The sequence below is a fragment of the Streptomyces sp. NPDC051563 genome (assembly GCF_044454225.1).
Lineage (GTDB): Bacteria > Actinomycetota > Actinomycetes > Streptomycetales > Streptomycetaceae > Streptomyces.
This window is the reverse complement of record NZ_JBITDL010000017.1, coordinates 45948-65254: the sequence shown is the minus strand read 5'-3', so window position 1 is coordinate 65254 and position 19307 is coordinate 45948. Positions and strand designations below refer to the sequence as shown.

Below are 19307 nucleotides of genomic sequence, written 5' to 3'. Positions count from 1 at the left end.
GCCGCCCTCAACCGGCGGCCGGCGGGCGCGCCGCGAACCGGGCCGGGGTGTAGAGGTGTTCGCCGACGCGTTTGACCAGCCGGGCCATCTCGTAGGCGATCAGACCCATGTCGGCGCCGGCGCCACTGAGCACGGCCAGGCAGGAGCCGTCTCCGGCGGCCGCCACGAAGAGGAAGCCCTCGTCCATCTCCACCATCGTCTGGCGCACTCCCCCGGCGTGGAAGTGCCGTCCCGCGCCCTTGGCCAGGCTGTGGAACCCGGAGGCCACGGCCGCCAGGTGTTCGGCGTCCTCCCGGCTGAGCGCGCTCGAAGCACCCACCGCCAGGCCGTCGTTGGACAGGACCACGGCGTGCCGGACCTCGCGCACCCGGACCACGAGGTCGTCCAGGAGCCAGTCGAGCTCGCCCGACCTGCGGACGCCGTCGAGGTCGATCCTCTGATGTTCGATCATCACCATGCTCCTTCGCCTTCGCCAGTACTGCCTGTGCCGCCCGCTCCGCCCGCACCGACCGGGCCGACCGGGCCGACCGCCCCGGCTTGGCCGGTCGCCTGCGTGCCCCGCACCCAGCCCGCCCGGTACGCCGCCATCCGCTCGCGCGCCTGCTCGGGGCTGCGGCCGGGTGGCGCCTCCGCTCCCCGGACCCCGGCCGGGGCCTTGGCAGCGGGGGCCTCGCGCAGCTGCGGGACGAGGCTCGCCTGCCGGACCCGGCGCGGCAGTTCGGTGACCGAGGCGGCCGGGCCCGAGGGGGCTGCGGGTGCCGCCGTGACCGCCGGGGCGGGGGTACGGGGAGCCGGGGCGGGGTTACGGGGAGCCGGGGCGGGGTTACGGGGAGCCGCGCCGGCGGAACCGCGCGGCCGCAGCGGGGCCACCGGGGAGGGCCCGGGCTGCTCCCGTACGGGGCTGCGCTCCGGGACCGGGACCCCGCGCGGGTCGTCCCGTACGACGCTGATCGCCGGGGACGGCTCCCGCAGCCGCTCCCGGACCGGTTCGGTGACCGACTCCGGAGCGGGGGCGGGGGCGGGGGCGGAGGCCTGAGCCGCAGCCGGGGGGCGCGCCTCTTCGGGCTGCGGGGAACCGGCCGTCAGGGCGCCCTGGAGGAGGGAGTTGGGGAGCAGAACCACCGCGGTGGTGCCGCCGTACGGTGACATGCGCAGGTGCACCTTCACACCGTGGCGGGCCGACAGGCGGCTGACCACGAAGAGCCCGAGCCGGTCGCTGTCGAAGAGGTCGAGCGCCTCGGACTGCTCGATGCGCCGGTTGGCTTCCTGGAGGGCTTCGCGGCCCATGCCGAGCCCCCGGTCCTCCACCTCCAGGACGTAGCCGGCGCCGACGGGTTCTCCGCTGACCCGGACCTTGGTGTGGGGCGGGGAGAACTGGGTCGCGTTCTCGATGAGTTCGGCCAGCAGGTGGGTGAGGTCGGCGACGGCTCCGCCGACTACGGCGGCTTCGGCGAGCTGGCGGACCTCGACGCGCGGGTAGTCCTCGATCTCGGAGACGGCGGCCCGTACGACGTTCGTCAGCGGGATCGGCGTCCGCCAGGCGCGCCCGGGGGCGGCGCCCGAGAGGATGATCAGGCTTTCCGCGTGCCGCCGCATCCGGGTGGTGAGGTGGTCGAGGCGGAAAAGGTCGCCGAGTTCGTTCGGGTCGTCTGCGCGCCGCTCCATCGAGTCGAGGAGGGTGAGCTGCTTGTGCACCAGGACCTGGCTGCGGCGGGCGAGGTTGACGAAGACCCCGCTCACGCCGCTGGCCAGTTCGGCCCGTTCGACGGCGGCGCTGAGCGCGGCCCGGTGGACCGTCGCCAGCGCCTCGCCGACCTGGGCGATCTCATCGTCGGCGGCCGGTCCCCGCGGGGTTTCGGCGGCCACGTCGATGTCCTGGCCGGCCCGCAACCGGTCCATGGCGTGCGGGAGTTTGCGGTGCGCGATCTCCAGTGCGGTGTTGCGCAGCGAGACCAGTTCGACGACGAGGGCGCGGCCGATGCGGACGGAGATGACGAGCGAGGCGGCCACGGCGGCCAGGCCCAGGACCACGGCCGCTCCGGCGGGACTCAGCGCGCCCGCACCGAACGGGTCGGCTCGGTCGGCGGCGGCCCTGTGGGCGGCGTCCGCGATCTCCCGCATCGAGCCGGCGACGGAGGTGTACGCGGCCTCCCAGCCGGGGGGCGGGCCCGCGGTCCCGGCGCCGGCCGCGGCGGCCAGCGCCCGGTCCTCGGCGCCGGTGAGGTCGGCGTAGGCGGCGCTCTTGGCCACGGACTGCCAGGCGTCCTGCTGCGCGGCGGGCAGGTCCCGGGCAGCGGCCGCGGTCAGGGCCCGGCGGGTCTCGACCGCGCCGGTCAGCCGGCGAAGCGTTTCGGCGGTGCGCGGCCCCGGCGCCGTCACCAGGGCGTCCTCCCGGGACAGCTGTTCCCCGGCGCGTGCGAACTCCAGCAGGACCCTGGCGCTGCCGCCCAGTTCGGCGTCCTCGCCACCTCCGGAGAGGGCTCCGCCGACCTCCAGAGCCGAGTCGATCACCCGCGTGTACGTCTCGTACGCGGCTTCCGGGGTGGCCCGGTGCCCGGCGACGTCCTTGCGTGCCGGGTCCAGACCCTCGGCCGCGGCGACGAACGCGCGCAGCCGGACGACGATGTCGCTGCGGTAGTCGCCGGAGTCGGCCACGGTGTTCCGGTCGCCGAGCCGCAGCGCCCGTACGGCCCCGTCGGTGCGCCGCGCCTGTTCGTCCAGGGCGGCGGTCTGGCCGGGGGCCTGGGCGGCGGCCGCCTGACCGTCGGTGGGGTCGGTCAGCAGGCGTACGGCCGTGCGCCGTTCGGCCTGGAGGGCGGTGACGGCGGCCTCGACCGGTGCTCGGAGCTCGCGGTCGACGCGCTGGACACGGCTGAGGCGGGCGACGTCCTGGGCCGCGTCGACGGTCGCGAAGGCCCAGAGGGCGAGCAGGGAGACCACCGGCACCATCAGCAGCGAGACGATCTTCGCGCGGACGGTGGCGGGGCGCAGCCGCAGGCGCGGACCGCGGCCGCCGCCCCCGCCGGGTATCGCCCCGAGCACGTCGGAGGCCGTCCGCTCCACGGACTCCTCGGCGGGCGGTCCGGCGTGCGCCCGGCGGCCCGGTCCCTTGCCGCGGCCACCCGCCGGCGCGGGCGCGGGCGGCCGCGACGCCGCTGCTTCCGGTGATCTGCGGGGTCTGCGCATGGGCTCCTCGTTCCGGGCGGTGCGGTGCGTACGGACGTGACGGTCGCGGTGGCGGTCGGCGGCGGCGGTGGAGGTGGGCGGCGGGCATCGGTGGCGGCCGGGTGGGGGCGGCCGGTGGGGGCAGGGTCTAGCCGGTGGGGGCGGTGGCGGTCCGCTCTCCCAGGCGCAGGTCGGCGGAGGCCATCGCGGAGGCCTCCCGTTCGTCGGCGGTCGGTGAGAGGGCGACGAAGGCGGAGGTGATGAAGAGGTAGGAGCCGAGGCCGACGGCGAGCGGGAAGATGAACTGCATGGCGGTGGCGCCCGGCAGGGCCGCGTCCGAGGGGGTGACCTCGACGGCGACGGCGAGCATGCCCGTGTAGTGCATGCTGCTGACCGCGCCGCCCATCACGAGCGAGGCGACGGCGACGGCCACCGGGGACTTGATGTTGAGGGCCGCCCACAGGGCGGCGGTGGCCGCGACCACCGCGATGGCGACGGAGAGCCCGACGGTGAGCGGCGCGTAGGAGACCGAGCCGTGCAGGCGCAGGGCGGCCATGCCGAGGTAGTGCATGCTGGCGACGCCGAGGCCGGTGGTGAGGCCGCCGAGGACGAGGGCCCGGCCGCGGTCCTTCCCGTAGCCGACGGCGAAGACTCCGGCGCCGACGACGGTCATCGCGACGAGGAGGCTGAGGATGGTCAGCGGCACGTTGTAGCGGATCTCGGTCCCGGTGACGTGGAAGCCCAGCATGGCGACGAAGTGCATCGTCCAGATCCCGGTGCCGATGGCCGAGGCCGCCGTGAGGAGCCAGTTGCGGCGGGAGGTTCGGGTCGTCGCGGCGAGCGCGCGAACGGTGCAGCGCAGGCCGAGGGCGGCGCCGATCGAAGCCATCACGTATGACAGCACGGGGGTAAGCCAGCCATAGGCGGCGTGGTCCAGGTGTCCCATGGCCACGGAAGCTAGTCCGGGTGAGGGAGCGAACACGGGCCGCATTTCGAAAGCCACTGGAACTGCTGGAATATGACAGAGATACGTTCTTCTTCGATCACGCCGCGTACCACCTTGCACACGTTCCGCAGGCATGTGCCGGAGTGCCGGTGAGGGATCATGGCCACATGAGCGAAGACCGCACACAGGACCACACCCGGAACGGGTCGCAGGAACCGGATCGGGATCCGGCTCAGGGCTCGACCCGGGACCCGGCTCAGGACCGTGCCCGGGACCGGCCCCGGGACCAGTCGCGGGACCGGGGCCACGTCCAGGAGTTCTTCGGGGCGCGCGCCGCCGACTGGGACCGCAAGTTCCCCGGGGACGGGCCCGCCTTCACGACCGCCGTCGGGGAGTTCGGGCTGCGCCCCGGGGACCGGGTGCTCGACGCGGGCTGCGGCACGGGGCGGGCGCTGACCGCGCTCCGCGCCGCCGTCGGCCCGGCGGGAACGGTGCTCGGCGCCGATGTCACCCCGCAGATGCTGACCGCCGCACAGGAGGCCGGCCGGGACGCGGAGGGCGCCCTGCTGCTGGCGGACGTGGCCCGCCTGCCGCTGCGCGACGGGGTGCTGGACGCCGTGTTCGCCGCCGGGCTCATCGCCCATCTGCCCGACCCCGGGGCCAACTTGCGCGAACTCGCCCGGGTCGTGCGCCCGGGAGGACGGCTCGCGCTGTTCCACCCCATCGGGCGGGCGGCCCTCGCGGCGCGCCACGGCCGCGAACTGACCCCGGACGACATGCGCGCCGAGCCCAACCTCGGCCCGCTGCTGGCCGGTTCCGGCTGGCGGATGACCTCGTACGCCGACGAGGACTCCCGCTTCCTCGCGCTGGCGGTGCGCACGGCCTGACCGGCCGACCCGAGGTCCGATCGGTCAGGGCGCGCCGCCGCCGACGGCGCCGAGCTGCCTTTCCGTGCCGGGCGGCAGACCCTCCGTGCAGGTGACGGGCTCGGAAATCGGCTCCCGCCAGCTCTCGACGCGGTGGTTACTCGCTGGTTAGGGTGCGCCGACGAGAGAACGACCGGGAGGCCACGTGTCCGAAGAGGAGGACGGCGGTTCGCTGTACGTGCTGACCGCCGTGCTGCTGACCCCCGCACAGTTCCCGAGCATCCTGGGCGACGACTACCCCGAGGCCTGCTCGCTGCTGGGCGTGCGGCCGGCGGCCGCCGGGTACGGCCTGGTGCTGGGACAGGACGAGGAGGGCGCGCGCTGGACGGTCGTGGTCGACGACGTCTCGCTCGTGGCCATGGCCATCGCCTCGTGGGACTGCGGCATGGAGTACGACCTGTCCCCCGACGAGCGGTCCATCGTGGTCTCGCTGGCGGGCTGGCCGCTGGCGCTGGCGGTGGCCACGGCCGGGATACCCGAGCCGCACGATCCCGAGCAGGGCGCGGACGGCACGGGACGGGTGCCGCTGGCCCCGCCCTCGGCCGAGACCTGGGGTCCGGTGCAGCGGCGGATGGGGGCCGACCAGATCGCCCGGGAGTGGGCCGACTGGAGCGAGCGCGTGGCCACGGACGGAGGGGCCGCGGCCGCCGCGCACCCGGGTCTGGCGCGGGCCCTGGAGGAGGCCCTGGCGTACACGCAGAGCCCGCCGCCGCCCGGCAGGGTGCGGTCGTCCTTCGCGGGCGACGAGGCGCGGACGCTCCGCGTCGACGGGCCGGGGTGGTCCCTGGTCGCCCGCACCGGCGGGGCCGCCTTCGTGCTGCTCGACGAGGAGCCGAGCGAGGTGCTGGCCGTACCGCACGAGGCGCACGAGGAACTTCCCGAGCTCTCGGAGCTGCTGACGGCGCTGGACCGGGTCGCCGTACGGCCTGCCTGAACGGTTCCGGGGGGGGCGTGGGTGCGGGGCTGTGTGGTGGTGTGCCGGGCGCGGGTGAGCCGGGTGCGGGTGAGATGTGCGCGGTGAGACGTGCTCAGGTGTGCCGGGCGCGGGTGCGCTGCGTGCAGGGTGTTCGCCGGGGGAGCCGGTGTGACGGGGAGGTTGTGCTGATGGAGCCGGTGGACGTGGTCCCGGTGGGCATGGTGGTGGGCGGCCGCGCGGAGGTCGTCGACGACGACTGGGGGCGGGAGACGGCGGTGATCCGGCTGGACCGGGAGCGCTTCGGTCCGGAAGCCCTGTACGGGCTGGAGGACTTCTCGCACGTCGAGGTGGTCTTCCACTTCGACCGGGTGCCGGAGGACAAGATCGAGACGGGCGCGCGGCGCCCCCGGGGCAATCCGGACTGGCCGCTCGTCGGCATCTTCGCCCAGCGCGGCAAGAACCGGCCCAACCGGCTCGGCCTCTCGCGCTGTCGCGTCCTGAAGGTGGACGCACGGGCGGCGGACGGCCCGGAGTTGCACGTCGAGGGGCTGGACGCGGTCGCGGGCACGCCGGTGCTCGACCTCAAGCCCTACATGACGGAATTCGGCCCGCGCGGCGAACACCGCCAGCCGGAGTGGGCGACGGAGCTGATGCGCGACTACTACTGAGCACGACTACTACTGAGTCGCGCGGGGCCGGGCCGGGTGCCGCGGGTAGGGTCCGAGGTTGCGTGAGCAGGTGCGGCGGGCCCGGCAGGTGCGGCTGGCCCGGCGGGTCCGGCAGGCCCAGCGGGTCCGGCAGGCCCGGCAGGCTCGGCAGGCTCGGCAGGCTCGGCAGGCTCGGCAGGCTCGGCAGGCTCGGCAGGCTCGGCAGGCTCGGCAGGCTCGGCAGGCAGCATCGGGAAGTTCGCGGAACAGAGCCGGGCGTGGGGCGAGCCGACAGGAGAGCGGCATGACCGTGGTGACCCGTTTGGTCACGTACACCGATCTGGACGCCGGCGCCACGAGCGCCCGGCAGTTGTCGGTGTCGGCGCGGCTGGAGGCCGTACTCGCGGACGGCCGCACCGTGGTGCTGCTCGACGATCGCGGCTGGAGCGCTTCCGGCCCTCCAGGCGTGGGGGGGGGGGTGGGGCGGGGGGCGGACGGAGAGCCCAGGCCGCGGGGGGGGGGGGGGCGCCCCCGGCCCCCCCCCCCCCCCCCCCCCCCCCCCCCCCCCCCCCCGGCGGGGGCCCCCCGCCCCCCCCCCCCCCCCCCCCCCCGGCGGCCGGCGCGGCCCCCCCGGGGGCGCCCCCCCCCCCCCCACGGCCCGGATGGTCGTCGGGCCGGACGAGCCGTTCGACGGCATGACGCAGGAGCAGATGGCCGCCGGACACTGGGGCCACCTGGCCGGCGTCCTCGGGGAGCGGGGCGCGGACGTGTCTGCCCAGGAGCTGGCGCGGCTGCCCCATGACGTGGTGCTCAGCGACCGCCTTCGGGCGTGGATCGGCTGAGCCGTCGGCGGCGGGCCCAGGGGCCCGACGGGTCAGACCCGTTCGAGGGGGATGTGAGGAGTCGGGGGGAGGGTGACCTCGATGGTGTCGCCCGGCTGGATGGTGCCGCCCCGGTGGACCACGCCCATGATTCCGGCCTTGCGGAGCAGCTTGCCCTCGGCGTCCCGGCTCACCACCTGCTTGAGCAGGCCGTGCTGGAAGGTGTCGATCTGCAGGCACGGATTGCGCAGCCCGGTCACCTCGACCACGGCGTCCGCGCCGAGGCGCAGCAACGTACCCGTGGGCAGGGCGAGCAGGTCGATGCCCTCGGTGGTGACGTTCTCCCCGAGCTGGCCCGGCTCGACCAGGTGGCCGGCCTCGGCCACCTCCTCGAAGAGCTCCCGGTGGATCAGGTGCACCTGCCGGAGGTTCGGCTGCGTCGGGTCCTGGGCCACACGGGAACGGTGCTTGACCGTGACCCCCGCGTGGACGTCGCCCTCGACCCCGAGCCCCTCGAGGAGCCTGATGCTCGCGCGCGTGGGCTTGGTGAACGAATAGACCCCGTTGCTGCTGACCGCCGCGACCTGCGCCGTGCGCACGCTCATCATTGACCCCCCTGCCGCCGTCAGCGGCCGATCTGCTTCCTGGATATACCCCGCAGCCTACGACGCTGGGAGGAGTCCAACAGCAGGTAGGCGGCCACCGGGACACCGATCAGGACCAGCAGTCCGGCCCAGAATCCGACCGCCCAGAACAGCACGACGGCTGCCACCACCCCGGCAACCGCGATCTTTCCGCTCGTGGACATCTGCGGTACCCACTTTCTCCGTCGGCCACTACCCCGCACAACGCGCGCTCCGGCCCCCGCGTTCCCGCATCCGCACGCCTCCTCGTTTCCGTTCGCGCGCACGTGCCCGCGCCCACGCACGACCGAGGACGTGACCCGGGTCACGGTGCCACCTCGGGCCGGGACGGCCGTCGGTGGGTTACTCTCGGCCACCCCGTATTCGGTAGTCAAGTTTGAGGAATGCGTGCTCACAACGATCTCCGGCCTCATCCCCTGCTCCGCCGTCTTCCTCCCCGCCGACCCGGCCCGCGACGGCCGGATCGCCTTCTGGCGGCCCGACGACCGCCCCGAAAGCCCGCCGCTCGACGGCCTGGGCACCGCCGAGCAGCTCGCCGTCCTCGACGCCCTGGGCACCCCCGAGCAGCTCGTCGTCGTCGCGCCCGGACCGCGGCGCACCACGGTGACGGCCCGCGTCCTGCCCCTCGCCGAAGCCCTGCCGCTGCTCACCCGGGTCCGGTCCGCCGCGGAGGCCGGAGCCGCGCCCTTCTGGGGCGCCGCCGCCCTGCTCGCCCTGCGCCTCGTCGCCCGCGGGCTGCTGCTGCCGGGCCTGAGCCCCGCCGGGTACGACGCCTGGCGGCTCGGGCCGCTGGACGCCGCTGCCCTGGAGGAGGTCCGGGAGCTGGCGGCGGCCATGCCGCCCGACGCGCACTGCGTACCGGTCGCCGACGGGGAGCGCGACCCCGACGCCCCGCCGCGGCTGCCCGCCCCGGAGCCGCTGCTGCGCGCCTTCCTCGACGCCGTCGCCGACACCCTGCCCCGCTCCCCCGCCGCACCCGCCGCCGCCGGCGGGCCCGCCTACGCCGCCCGGCCGCCGCGGCTCCACCCCGAACTGCGCGACTGGGCCGCGGAGGTGGCGGCCGGGCACGACGCCGGGGTGCGCGTCTCGCTCCGCATCGAGGTGGACCCGGACGCCCGGCCCGCCGCCTTCCGCGCCGTCCTGCAGATGCACGGCCTCGCCGACGCCGCGCTCGTCGCGGACGCCGCCGACGTCTGGGCCGGCTCCGGACCCGCCGCGGCCGCCTTCCCGCCGGGTGCCCGCCTGGACGCGCTCCGGGCCCTGCGCCGCGCCGCCCGCGTGTGGCCGCCGCTCGCGCCCCTGCTCGGCGCCGCGGTACCCGATGCCGTGGACCTCGCCGACGAGGAGGTCGCGGAGCTGCTCGGGGAGGCCGCCGGAGCCCTGGCGGCCGACGGGGTGCAGGTGCACTGGCCGCGCGGGCTCGCCCGTACGCTCACGGCGCGGGCCGTCCTGGGCAGGCCTGCCGCCGGCTCCGGTCTGCCGGGCCCGTCGGGCCTGCCGGGCCTGCCCGGCGCGCTCTCCGGCGCCTCCGCGCACCCCGTCGGGTGGCGCTACGCCCTGACGGGCCAGGGCGATCTGACCAGCGAGGAACTGGACCGGCTCGCCGAGGCGAAGCGCCCGCTGGTCCGGCTGCGCGACCAGTGGATCCTGATCGACCCGGCCGCGGCCCGCCGGGCCCGGGCCCTCGCCCGCCAGGACCGCGAGGTGACGGCCGCCGATGCGCTGGCGGCCGTACTGACCGGGTCGACGGAAGTCGAGGGCACGCGGTACGAGGTGGAGGCCGCCGGTCCGCTGGAACGGCTCCGCACACTCCTCACGACCGATCCCGAGCACGCCGATCCGAAGCACGCCGACACCGACCACGCCGACCCCGAGCACGCCGGCACGAAGAACCCCGCCCCCGAAAGCCCCCACGCGCAGTCCGGCGTACGAGCCCCTGCCGCTCTCCGCGCCACCCTGCGCGACTACCAGCTCCGCGGCCTGGGCTGGCTCGCCCGCCTCACCGGGCTCGGCTTCGGCGCCTGCCTCGCCGACGACATGGGTCTCGGCAAGACCGTCACGCTGATCGCCCTGCACCTGCACCGCCAGGAGCACGGGCACGAGGGCCCGACGCTGGTGGTCTGCCCGGCCTCGCTGCTGGGCAACTGGCAGCGGGAGATCGAGAAGTTCGCCCCCGGGACGCCGGTGCGCCGCTTCCACGGCGCCGGCCGCGACCTCGACGGGGCGACCGGCCTGCCCCCGGGGGGATTCGTCCTCACCACCTACGGCACCATGCGCCTGGACGCGCCCCGGCTCGCCGCCGTGCACTGGGGCATGGTCGTCGCGGACGAGGCCCAGCACGTCAAGAACCCGCGCTCCTCCACCGCCAAGGCCCTGCGCACCATCCCGTCGGCCGCCCGCGTGGCCCTGACCGGCACCCCGGTGGAGAACAACCTGTCCGAGCTGTGGGCCGTCCTCGACTGGGCCACGCCGGGCCTCCTCGGCCGCCTCGGCACCTTCCGCACGCGGTACGCCGAGCCGGTCGAAAGCGGCCGCGACCCGCGGGCGGCGGCCCGGCTCGGGGCGCTCGTCAGGCCGTTCCTGCTCCGCCGCAAGAAGTCCGACCCGGGGATCGCCCCCGAGCTGCCGCCCAAGACCGAGACCGACCACGCCGTGTCGCTGACCCGTGAACAGGCCGGGCTGTACGAGGCGGTCGTGCGCGAGACCCTCGCGGCGATCGCCTCGGCCGACGGGATGGAGCGCCGCGGGCTCGTCGTCAAACTACTCACCTCGCTCAAGCAGATCTGCAACCACCCCGCCCAGTACACGAAGGAGCCGCAGGGCACGAAGGAGTCCACCGGGGCGGCCTCCGGCAAGCTGGAGCTCCTCGACGAGCTGCTCGACACGATCCTGGCCGAGGGCGGTTCGGTGCTGGTGTTCACGCAGTACGTGACGATGGCCCGCATCATCGAGCGCCACCTCACGGCGCGCGGGATCTCCCACCAACTGCTGCACGGGGGCACGCCCGTGCCCCGCCGCGAGGAGCTCGTGGACCGCTTCCAGGCGGGCGAGGTCCCGGTGTTCCTGCTGTCCCTCAAGGCGGCGGGCACCGGCCTCAACCTGACCCGCGCCGGGCACGTCATCCACTACGACCGATGGTGGAACCCGGCCGTCGAGGAACAGGCCACCGACCGCGCCTACCGCATCGGCCAGACCCAGCCCGTCCAGGTCCACCGCATCATCGCCGAAGGCACCGTCGAAGACCGCATCGCCGAACTCCTGCAACGCAAAAGGGCCTTGGCCGACGCCGTCCTCGCGGGCGGTGAGGCCGCACTGACCGAACTGAGCGACGCGGAGCTGGCCGAGCTGGTGGCCCTCCGCCCGACCGCCTCCGGGGAGCGACACCGATGAACGCGCAGGACCCGTACGCGCAGGACCCGTACGAGAAGGACCCGTACGCGCAGGACCCGTACGAGAAGACCTTCCCGGCGCTCCCGCCCGCCCCGGGCCGCGCCTTCGCCCAGACCTTGTGGGGTCATGCCTGGCTGCGCGCCCTGGAGGACAGCGCGCTCGACGGGCAGCAGGTCAAGCAGGGGCGGCGGTACGCGCGTTCGGGCGCGGTCGGGGCCGTGACCGTACGGCCGGGCGGGCTGACGGCCGTGGTGCGCGATCCGGACGGGACGGCGCACCGGACCGACGTGCTGGTACAGGAGTTCACCGAGGCGCAATGGGACAGGCTGGTCGGGATGGCGGCCGCCGAGTCGGGCCACATCGCGGCGCTGCTCGACCGGGAGGTGCCGCCGCAACTCGCGGAGGACGCGGCGGCGGCCGGGGTGGAGCTGCTGCCGGGGATAGGGGACCTCGAACCGCGCTGCGACTGCGAGGAGTGGGACCACTGCCCGCACACGGCGGCGCTCTGCTACCAGGTGGCACGGCTGCTGGACCAGGACCCCTTCGTGCTGTTGCTGCTCCGCGGGCGGGCGGAGGCCGGACTCGTGGCCGAGCTGGAGGAACGCAGCACGGCGGGGGCCCAGGCTCCCGCGTCCCCGGAGTCCGCAGCCGACGCGGGTGTCCTCGCGTCCGAGGCGTACGCGGCGGCTTCCGCCCTGCCCCCGCTGCCCCCGCCCGCGCGGCTGCCGGACGCGCCGGGACAGCCCCCGACGCTGGACACGGAGTCGGGGACGGTGCCGCCGGGCCTCGATGTGGACGGGGTGGAGTTCCTGGCGCAGGCGGCCGCCGCGCAGGCGTACCGGCTGCTCGCGGAAGCGCTCGCTCCGGCCCACGCGGAGCGCGCCCCGCAGCCCGGTCCCACGGCAGCGCAGGACGCCGTACGGCTCACGGCGCAGGCCCATGACCTTCGGGTCCGCTCCCGCCTGTCGGCGGCTTCCGACAGGGACCGGGCGGCCATGGACCGGGCCGTACTCGCCTGGGGCTTCGGCGGGGCGCCGGCCGTCTCGGTACTGGAGGAGGACTGGACCCCCGACCGGGCATCGCTCGCCCGGGCCCGGGCCGCGCTGGCGGGGGCCTGGCCGCACGGGGCGGACGGGGCGGACGGGGCGGACGGGGCGGCCTGGCCGGACGGGGCGGATGAGCCGGACGGGACGGACAGTCCGGACGGGACAGCCGCGCCCGACGCCGGCGCCACCGCCCCGGTGCTCCGCCGGGTCCGGTCCCGCTGGACGGAACCGGGCGGTGACCGCCAGCTCCGCCTGGACCGGGAGGGCCGCTGGTGGCCGTACCGCAGGGCGGCGGACCACTGGCTCCCGGCGGGCCCCCCGTCCACGGACCCGGCGGCGGCGCTGGCCGCACTGGACCCGGAGGACGCCCCGGACCAGACGGCCTAGGGGGCCCGCCCGGGCCCACCGGCGGGGACCGGCCGAGCCGGGGCGCGCACTGGCCGACGTACCGCTTGCCGGGGCGGCGGGCCGGTACGACGATGGGGCGCTCCGGGTACCACGGCACCGCGAGAGGGTGACATGGACGATCCTTCGGTGGCTCTGCCGGGCGGGGCCGATCCCGCCCGGCGCACGCGGGAACTGCGGCGGGCCCATGCCGCGTTCACCCAGGACGGGCGGGTCGAGGCCCCGGTGCGGGCGGTCATCGCGAGGTCCTGGCGGCGCTGCGCCCGGGCCCGGGTCAGCCCGGAGTGCACGCCCCGGCTGGAGCTGGCCGGGGCGGAACTGCGGGCGTACCGGGAGCAGCACCCGCTGGCCCGGGTGCTGCCGCTGTTCCGGGACCTCGTGGGCGCCTTCGCCGCCGACGGGGCCCATCTGCTGGCGGTGTGCGATGCGCGGGGCAGCCTGCTCTGGGTGGAGGGCGAACCCGCCACGATGCGGCGCGCGGAGGGCCTCGGCTTCGTGCCGGGCGCCCGCTGGGCGGAGACGGCGATGGGCACGAACGCCCCCGGCACGGCGGTGGCGCTCGGGGAGCCGGTCCAGGTCTTCGGCGCCGAGCACTTCAGCCGCCGGGTGCACCCGTGGACCTGCGCGGCGGCTCCGGTCCGCGATCCGCGCACCGGCAGGCTGCTCGGCGCCGTCGACGTCACCGGGGGCGACTGGCTGGCCCATCCGCACTCCCTCGCCTTCGTGCGGGCGGTGGCGTGCGCGGCGGAGGCCCGGCTCGCCCTGCTCGATCCGGCTCCCCCCGCGCCCGGGGAAGGTCTCCCGGTGCCCGCGGACTGTCTCACCGCGCTCGGCCGGGACGAGGCGCTGCTGACCGGCGGGGGCCGTGAGGTCCGGCTCGGGCGGCGGCACAGCGAGATCATGGCGTTGCTCGCGCACCACCCGGAGGGGCTGTCGGGGGAGGAACTGGCGATCGCCCTGTACGAGGACGAGTCGGTGTCACCGGTCACCCTGCGCGCCGAAATGTCACGGCTGCGCGGCCTGTTGGGCTCCCGGGCCCCGCTCTCCCGCCCCTACCGCACGGCTGCGCCGCTGGCGGCGGACTTCACCGCCGTCACCCGCCACCTGGCCTCCGGAGCCGTCTCGGCGGCGCTGGCCCGCTATCCGGGCCCGCTGCTGCCCGCCTCCACGGCGCCGGGCGTGGTCCGGCTGCGGCGCCGCATCGAGGAGCAGGCACGGGCCGCGGTGATCGCGCGGGCCGACCCGGGGCTGCTGACCGACTGGGTGTGCAGCCCGTGGGGCGCGGAGGACGCCGACGTCTGGCGGGCCCTGGCCGCAGCACTGCCGGCTGCGGGCCGCACGGCCGCGCTGGCCCGCGTACGGGCCATCGACGCGGAACTCGCCGCGCCGCCGCGGGAGGTACCGGGGCGGGGCCGCACCGCTCCGGAGGGGAGCACCGGGGGCGGCCTCCCCACCCCGGCCGCGGCCCGTGCGCCGCGCGGGCGTGCAACGTACCGGCAACCTGCCCGCCCCTAGCCTCACGGCGAGCACCGGCCGACGGCGGCCGGAGCCCGGCAAGGGGAGGTCCCTCATGGCCCGTTACGCTGCGCCCGGTACCGAAGGCGCGCTCATGTCGTACGCGTCCCGCTACGGCCACTTCATAGGCGGCGAGTACGTCGAGCCGGCCCTCGGGCAGTACTTCGCCAACCCCTCCCCCGTGACCGGCGAGACCTTCACCGAGGTGGCGCGCGGTACGGCCGAGGACGTCGAGCGCGCCCTGGACGCGGCGCACGCCGCCGCCCCCGCGTGGGGGCGGACCTCGATCACCGAGCGGTCCACGCTCCTGCTGCGCATCGCGGACCGGATGGAGCAGAACCTGGAGTCGCTCGCGGTCGCGGAGACCTGGGAGAACGGCAAGCCGATCCGCGAGACCCTGGCTGCCGACATGCCGCTCGCCGTCGACCAGTTCCGTTACTTCGCGGGCGCGCTGCGCGCCCAGGAAGGGGCCCTCAGCCAGATCGACGAGGACACGGTGGCCTATCACTTCCACGAGCCGCTGGGGGTGGTGGCCCAGATCATCCCGTGGAACTTCCCCATCCTGATGGCCGTGTGGAAACTGGCGCCGGCCCTGGCCGCGGGCAACACGGTGGTGCTGAAGCCGGCCGAGCAGACCCCGGTTTCCGTGCACTACTTGATGAGCCTGATCGCGGACCTGCTGCCGGCGGGCGTGGTGAACATCGTCAACGGCTTCGGCGAGGAGGCCGGCAAGCCGCTCGCATCCAGCCCGCGCGTGGCGAAGGTGGCCTTCACCGGGGAGACCTCCACCGGGCGGCTGATCATGCAGTACGCGGCGGAGCACCTCAAGCCGGTCACGCTGGAGCTGGGCGGCAAGAGCCCCAACCTCTTCTTCGACGACATCTGGACCACGGACGACGACCTGCGCGACAAGGCCCTGGAAGGCTTCACCATGTTCGCCCTCAACCAGGGCGAGGTGTGCACCAGCCCTTCCCGCGCCCTGATCGAGCGCGGCCGCTACGGCGACTTCCTCGACGCGGCCGTGGCCCGCACCGAACTCATCGTGCCGGGGCATCCGCTGGACACGGACACGATGATCGGCGCGCAGGCCTCGGCGGAGCAGCTGAAGAAGGTCCTGTCGTACGTGGAGATCGGGCAGCAGGAGGGCGCGAAGATCCTGACCGGCGGGCAGCGCGTGGAGCACGGCGGCGAACTGGCGGGCGGCTTCTACGTCCAGCCGACCATCTTCGAGGGCGACAACCGCATGCGGATCTTCCAGGAGGAGATCTTCGGCCCGGTGGTGTCGGTGACCTCGTTCCAGGACTTCGACGACGCGGTGCGCATCGCGAACGACACGGCGTACGGGCTGGGCGCGGGCGTCTGGACCCGCGACATCAACACGGCCTACCGCGCGGGCCGCGCGATCCAGGCGGGCCGGATCTGGACCAACTGCTACCACGCCTACCCGGCACACGCGGCCTTCGGCGGCTACAAGCAGTCGGGCATCGGCCGCGAGACCCACAAGATGATGCTGGAGCACTACCAGCAGACGAAGAACTTGTTGGTCAGTTATTCCCCCAAGAAGCTCGGCTTCTTCTAAAAGTTGAGCACGGTGCCTGACCTGCACAAAGGACCGCTCAGGCACCGCGCCCTGCTCTCCTGACAGCTACCGAAGCCGCGTGATTCCAGGGTTGATTCACCTACGGAATCCCACTTCACAGAGAAGATCCGGGCCAGTCACGGACCAGGGCGATCACCGGTCCATCACGCGTACCACGCGTACGTGCCGGCCAGGCTGAAGCTCAGGTTCTCCTCGCCGCCGGCAGCACTTCCGTCCGCTGCCGTGGGGAGGTCGGCACTCCAGGTGCCGGAGCCGGGGGTGCCCGCGTTGCCCGCGCAGGAGAGGGTCTGGGTGGTGGTGCCGAGCGGGATGCCCGTGAGGCGAAGCATCACGGTCCCGACGGGGCCGTCGCACTCAAGCGCTCCGGACACGGCCAGGCCGCCACCGGGGGGGGTGACGCTGTCCAGGGATGCCTTGTCGAGGCGGTTGCCGACCAAGGCGACCTGATCCTCGGCCAAGGTGGCACCCAGCAGCCCACGCACCGTCGTGGTCAAGGTGATTTCGTCGCCCCAAGAGCCCCCCAGGCCCAGTAGCCCGGTGCGACCTTCGCGTCACGGTCCAGGCAAGGACCGCGCTCTCCGGCAATCTGGACACCTACGCCGGGACTGTGAGCGACAAGTACCTCGAGCAGGACATCGTCTACGAGGTCGGCAAGTAGGAGCCGCACCTGACGCCCCACGGACTCGGAGCACGCCGACGGACCAGAGGGTTGTCGACCCGTCGGTCTCGTTGAACAGGATCTCCCGCACCGGCCGTCGCAGACTGAGTCCTGCGAAGGCAGGTACAGCGCTCCACGTGCCGCGTCGTCAGCCCCGTGCGGGACCCGGCCAACGTCGCACCTGCCGATCAGCGGGTGCGACGCCCCTTGTGGGAGGCAATGAACAATCGGACCTCGACCGGTAGGTGCGGCCAGTCGGTCGAGGTCCGGGCATCCTGGATCGGCCCTGCCTGCAGGGTGTTCAGGACCTCGCGCAGGTTGCCGGTAGGGGTCATGGTCACCGTAAGGTCCATTCGGGGGCTGGTGCCCCGGCCGTTCAGGCGTACGTGGGCCTGGTGGACTCCGGGGACGGCCAGAGCTTGTTCCCGGACGGCCCTGGCCAGCGCCGAGCCACGTACGGTGATGGACCCTCGTTGTGCAGGTCCGCCCACGGGAGCATCGCGGGGCATGAAGCCGGGAAGTTGCCGCAGCAGCCAGCCGAGCCCGAACAGCACGCCCAGGGCCAGTACGGCCAGGGTCACCGGCAAGGACCCCGGCCATGCGGCAACGCCATCGCGTGCAGCGGAGCGCGGGGCCTCGCCCGGGCTGGTGGGTATCCACTGGGGTGGCCGAGGCAGGTCCCAACGGCGGTACAGATCGAGGCCGGCGGCCAGAGCCAGGCATCCGGCGCCGAGCAGGGTGGCCCCGATCGAAGCCAAAAGGGCACGGTTGACGACGGCTTGCACTCGCATGACGGATCCCCGGGACGAAGTTTGGCCACGTGGCAGTGGGTGCGGGCTGGCTCCGGACGCTAGGACGTGCGCCGTCGGGTGCGGAGCGTCAGGGCCGGGGAGTGGGCCAGGCAGAGCCCGTCCAGCGCACGATTCAAAGCCTGGCTCAGATCCGTGTCGATCTGATGCGGATCGCCGAAGCTGCTGACGGCTCGCACGGTGATCCGGCGTCGTAGGCGTACTCGCGCGGCGGTGACGCCCGGCACGCTCAGCGCCGCATCGCGCATCGCGTCGGCTGCGCTGGCACGGTCCAGGCTCGCCCTCAGCAGCTGTTCCTGGTCCTGGTCCTTCCCACGCAGGGGCAGCAGACGGCGACGCCCAGCTGTCAGTGCCAGGACGACGAGCCACAGGCCCAGCGTGGCGCAGAGTCCCGCTGCAAGCACCGGCCAGGCGCTGCCCAGCGGATGATCGGTCAGCCGGCGGACCACCAGGCTCTGGTCCCAGCGGGGCAGATGCTCATGCCCGACGGCCACGATGTCGCAGATGACGAGTCCGGACCCGGCCATCACCAGCACGGCTGTCAGTGCGGCGGGGATCCGGCGTGCCGACCACCAGCGGTACGGCACGCGCGCCGCGTGGTTCACGGCCGTGCCGTCAGCCCCGGCGGGCGCCGGACTACGGAACGCAGGATGGGCTGGTGGCTTTGCGAGGTCCACCGCCGGGCCCCGGGCCGTGCCGGCGGGGTCGATGATGAAGTGCTGGATTTCGACCCGTACCTCGGGGACATGAAGACCCGTCATTTCGGCCAGGCGCACGGCGACGTGGTCCTGCAGCCGGGTGCAGACCCCTGAGAGATCGGCCGGGTAGGGCAGATGGATCTGCAGCGCTACCCGCACCGCACCCCCGGCGGTGGCGATCCGGGCGTGCGGGACCCTGCTGCGCTGTCCGGGACTGGCGTGCGCGTCGAGCGCGTCGTCCGCCAGGCGGGCGGCGATGCGGGCCACGACCCGGCCCTCAATATGGGTGGTCCCGCGCCCCGGAGCCGCCACGGCCTGCTGTCCGTGGGGCTCGGGCGGCACCAAGGCGGTTCTCATCGTCGACCTCGCCGTGCCCCCAGAAGGGCGCCCAGGTCCAGGCGCCCCTCCAGAGCAAGCCCCGTCACCCATCCCGCCGCTCCCATGACGACCACCAGCAGGAAGGCGAAGAATCCGCCGAAGTAGCCGGCGAACGCCAGGGCCATCCCGGCCAGCAGGCCGATGGCGGCGCTGTGTTCGCCGGGGTACCGCCCCGGCTCGGTGCCCGACGCGTGCTCGCGCCAGGTCGTGCGCTCCACCCGGGGAAGCGTCACTGCACCCGGCTCTCGAGGGGTGCGGCCTCGTCCTCGTCCTGGGGCAGGTGGACGTCGACGACGGAGATGTTGACCTCCACGACCTCCAGGCCGGTCGTCCGCTCCACCTCGGAGATGACGTGTGCGCGAGTGCCTGCGGTGATGTCGAGGATCGCGACGCCGTACTCGACCACCACGTCCAGGTCCACGGCCGCTTGGCGCTCGCCGACCTCGACCTTGACTCCGCGGGAGAGGTTCGAGCCTCCGCCGGGGACGTGGTCGCGCATCGCGCCGATGGCACGGCTCATCCCGGCGCCCAGGCTGTGGATGCCAGGGACTTCGCGGGCAGCCATACCGGCGATCTGAGCCACCACGCTGTCCGCGATCGTCGTCCGGCCCCGAGACTCCGGTGCGGGCAGGCCGGCAGTGCTCCGTTGGCGCAGGTCCTTGCCATTGGTGCTCGGCACGCTCTCGATGGGGCCCCGGGCAATGGTGTCGGTCATGTTGTCTCCTTGAGGCAGGCGTCCCGGG

18 protein-coding genes are annotated in these 19307 nt (G+C 74.5%); 8 read left to right on the top strand and 10 right to left on the bottom strand.

Annotated features, from left to right (window positions below; translation table 11 throughout):
• Window positions 1-7: 7 nt before the first annotated feature.
• From ACIA8F_RS21260 to ACIA8F_RS21250, 3 genes are all read right to left on the bottom strand, one after another.
• The gene (locus tag ACIA8F_RS21260) at window positions 8-451 is read right to left on the bottom strand and encodes a roadblock/LC7 domain-containing protein (protein ID WP_243340590.1); all 444 of its coding nucleotides are present in this window, start codon (window positions 449-451) and stop codon (window positions 8-10) included.
• The gene (locus ACIA8F_RS21255; protein WP_399380791.1) at window positions 451-3186 is read right to left on the bottom strand and encodes a nitrate- and nitrite sensing domain-containing protein; all 2736 of its coding nucleotides are present in this window, start codon (window positions 3184-3186) and stop codon (window positions 451-453) included. Before ACIA8F_RS21255 ends, ACIA8F_RS21260 begins: the two co-directional genes overlap by 1 nt.
• 127 nt (window positions 3187-3313) lie before the next feature.
• Window positions 3314-4111: an MHYT domain-containing protein gene (locus ACIA8F_RS21250; RefSeq protein ID WP_399380790.1), complete on the bottom strand. Its 798-nt coding sequence runs from the start codon at window positions 4109-4111 to the stop codon at window positions 3314-3316.
• A gap of 167 nt (window positions 4112-4278) precedes the next feature.
• On the opposite strand from ACIA8F_RS21250, the gene ACIA8F_RS21245 reads away from it, so the two are divergent.
• The 4 genes from ACIA8F_RS21245 to ACIA8F_RS21230 all read left to right on the top strand — a co-directional run bounded on the left by ACIA8F_RS21245 (window position 4279) and on the right by ACIA8F_RS21230 (window position 7442).
• A complete protein-coding gene (locus ACIA8F_RS21245) occupies window positions 4279-4998 on the top strand; it encodes a methyltransferase domain-containing protein (protein WP_399380788.1) in 720 nt (239 codons plus the stop codon).
• A gap of 184 nt (window positions 4999-5182) precedes the next feature.
• On the top strand, window positions 5183-5971 hold the full coding sequence (locus ACIA8F_RS21240) for a hypothetical protein (RefSeq protein WP_399380787.1): 789 nt from the start codon (window positions 5183-5185) through the stop codon (window positions 5969-5971).
• 170 nt (window positions 5972-6141) lie between these two features.
• Window positions 6142-6621, top strand: coding sequence for an SAM-dependent methyltransferase (locus tag ACIA8F_RS21235; protein ID WP_399380785.1), 480 nt, complete (start codon window positions 6142-6144; stop codon window positions 6619-6621).
• A gap of 641 nt (window positions 6622-7262) precedes the next feature.
• Window positions 7263-7442, top strand: coding sequence for a hypothetical protein (locus ACIA8F_RS21230; RefSeq protein WP_399380783.1), 180 nt, complete (start codon window positions 7263-7265; stop codon window positions 7440-7442).
• A 32-nt stretch (window positions 7443-7474) separates the two neighbouring features.
• On the opposite strand, the gene ACIA8F_RS21225 is transcribed toward ACIA8F_RS21230, so the two are convergent.
• Together ACIA8F_RS21225 and ACIA8F_RS21220 are read right to left on the bottom strand one after the other, a co-directional pair.
• The gene (locus ACIA8F_RS21225) at window positions 7475-8026 is read right to left on the bottom strand and encodes an MOSC domain-containing protein (RefSeq protein ID WP_399380782.1); all 552 of its coding nucleotides are present in this window, start codon (window positions 8024-8026) and stop codon (window positions 7475-7477) included.
• A 20-nt stretch (window positions 8027-8046) separates the two neighbouring features.
• Window positions 8047-8229 carry a hypothetical protein gene (locus ACIA8F_RS21220; RefSeq protein ID WP_399380780.1) on the bottom strand — a complete coding sequence of 61 codons (183 nt, stop codon included), beginning with the start codon at window positions 8227-8229 and terminating at the stop codon, window positions 8047-8049.
• 223 nt (window positions 8230-8452) lie between these two features.
• Between ACIA8F_RS21220 and ACIA8F_RS21215 the strand changes: the two genes are divergently transcribed.
• The 4 genes from ACIA8F_RS21215 (at window position 8453) to ACIA8F_RS21200 (ending at window position 16000) form a co-directional block, all read left to right on the top strand.
• The gene (locus ACIA8F_RS21215; protein WP_399380778.1) at window positions 8453-11455 is read left to right on the top strand and encodes a DEAD/DEAH box helicase; all 3003 of its coding nucleotides are present in this window, start codon (window positions 8453-8455) and stop codon (window positions 11453-11455) included.
• Entirely contained in the window at window positions 11452-12888 is a 1437-nt protein-coding gene (locus ACIA8F_RS21210; protein ID WP_399380776.1) for an SWF or SNF family helicase, read from the top strand. The genes ACIA8F_RS21215 and ACIA8F_RS21210 overlap by 4 nt, the downstream gene beginning before the upstream one ends.
• Before the next feature lie 132 nt (window positions 12889-13020).
• Window positions 13021-14421 carry a transcriptional regulator gene (locus ACIA8F_RS21205; protein WP_399380774.1) on the top strand — a complete coding sequence of 467 codons (1401 nt, stop codon included), beginning with the start codon at window positions 13021-13023 and terminating at the stop codon, window positions 14419-14421.
• Window positions 14422-14476: 55 nt separating this feature from the next.
• Window positions 14477-16000, top strand: coding sequence for an aldehyde dehydrogenase family protein (locus ACIA8F_RS21200; protein WP_399380772.1), 1524 nt, complete (start codon window positions 14477-14479; stop codon window positions 15998-16000).
• 164 nt (window positions 16001-16164) lie between these two features.
• On the opposite strand, the gene ACIA8F_RS21195 is transcribed toward ACIA8F_RS21200, so the two are convergent.
• The 5 genes from ACIA8F_RS21195 to ACIA8F_RS21175 form a co-directional block, all read right to left on the bottom strand.
• Entirely contained in the window at window positions 16165-16515 is a 351-nt protein-coding gene (locus tag ACIA8F_RS21195) for a hypothetical protein (RefSeq protein ID WP_399380771.1), read from the bottom strand.
• Window positions 16516-16867: 352 nt separating this feature from the next.
• On the bottom strand, window positions 16868-17470 hold the full coding sequence (locus ACIA8F_RS21190; protein ID WP_399380770.1) for an alkaline shock response membrane anchor protein AmaP: 603 nt from the start codon (window positions 17468-17470) through the stop codon (window positions 16868-16870).
• 59 nt (window positions 17471-17529) lie between these two features.
• On the bottom strand, window positions 17530-18453 hold the full coding sequence (locus tag ACIA8F_RS21185; RefSeq protein ID WP_399380768.1) for a DUF6286 domain-containing protein: 924 nt from the start codon (window positions 18451-18453) through the stop codon (window positions 17530-17532).
• 86 nt (window positions 18454-18539) lie between these two features.
• A complete protein-coding gene (locus ACIA8F_RS21180) occupies window positions 18540-18782 on the bottom strand; it encodes a hypothetical protein (protein WP_399381021.1) in 243 nt (80 codons plus the stop codon).
• An 11-nt stretch (window positions 18783-18793) separates the two neighbouring features.
• Window positions 18794-19279, bottom strand: a complete 486-nt coding sequence (locus tag ACIA8F_RS21175) for an Asp23/Gls24 family envelope stress response protein (protein ID WP_399380766.1) — start codon at window positions 19277-19279, stop codon at window positions 18794-18796.
• Window positions 19280-19307 lie beyond the last annotated feature (28 nt).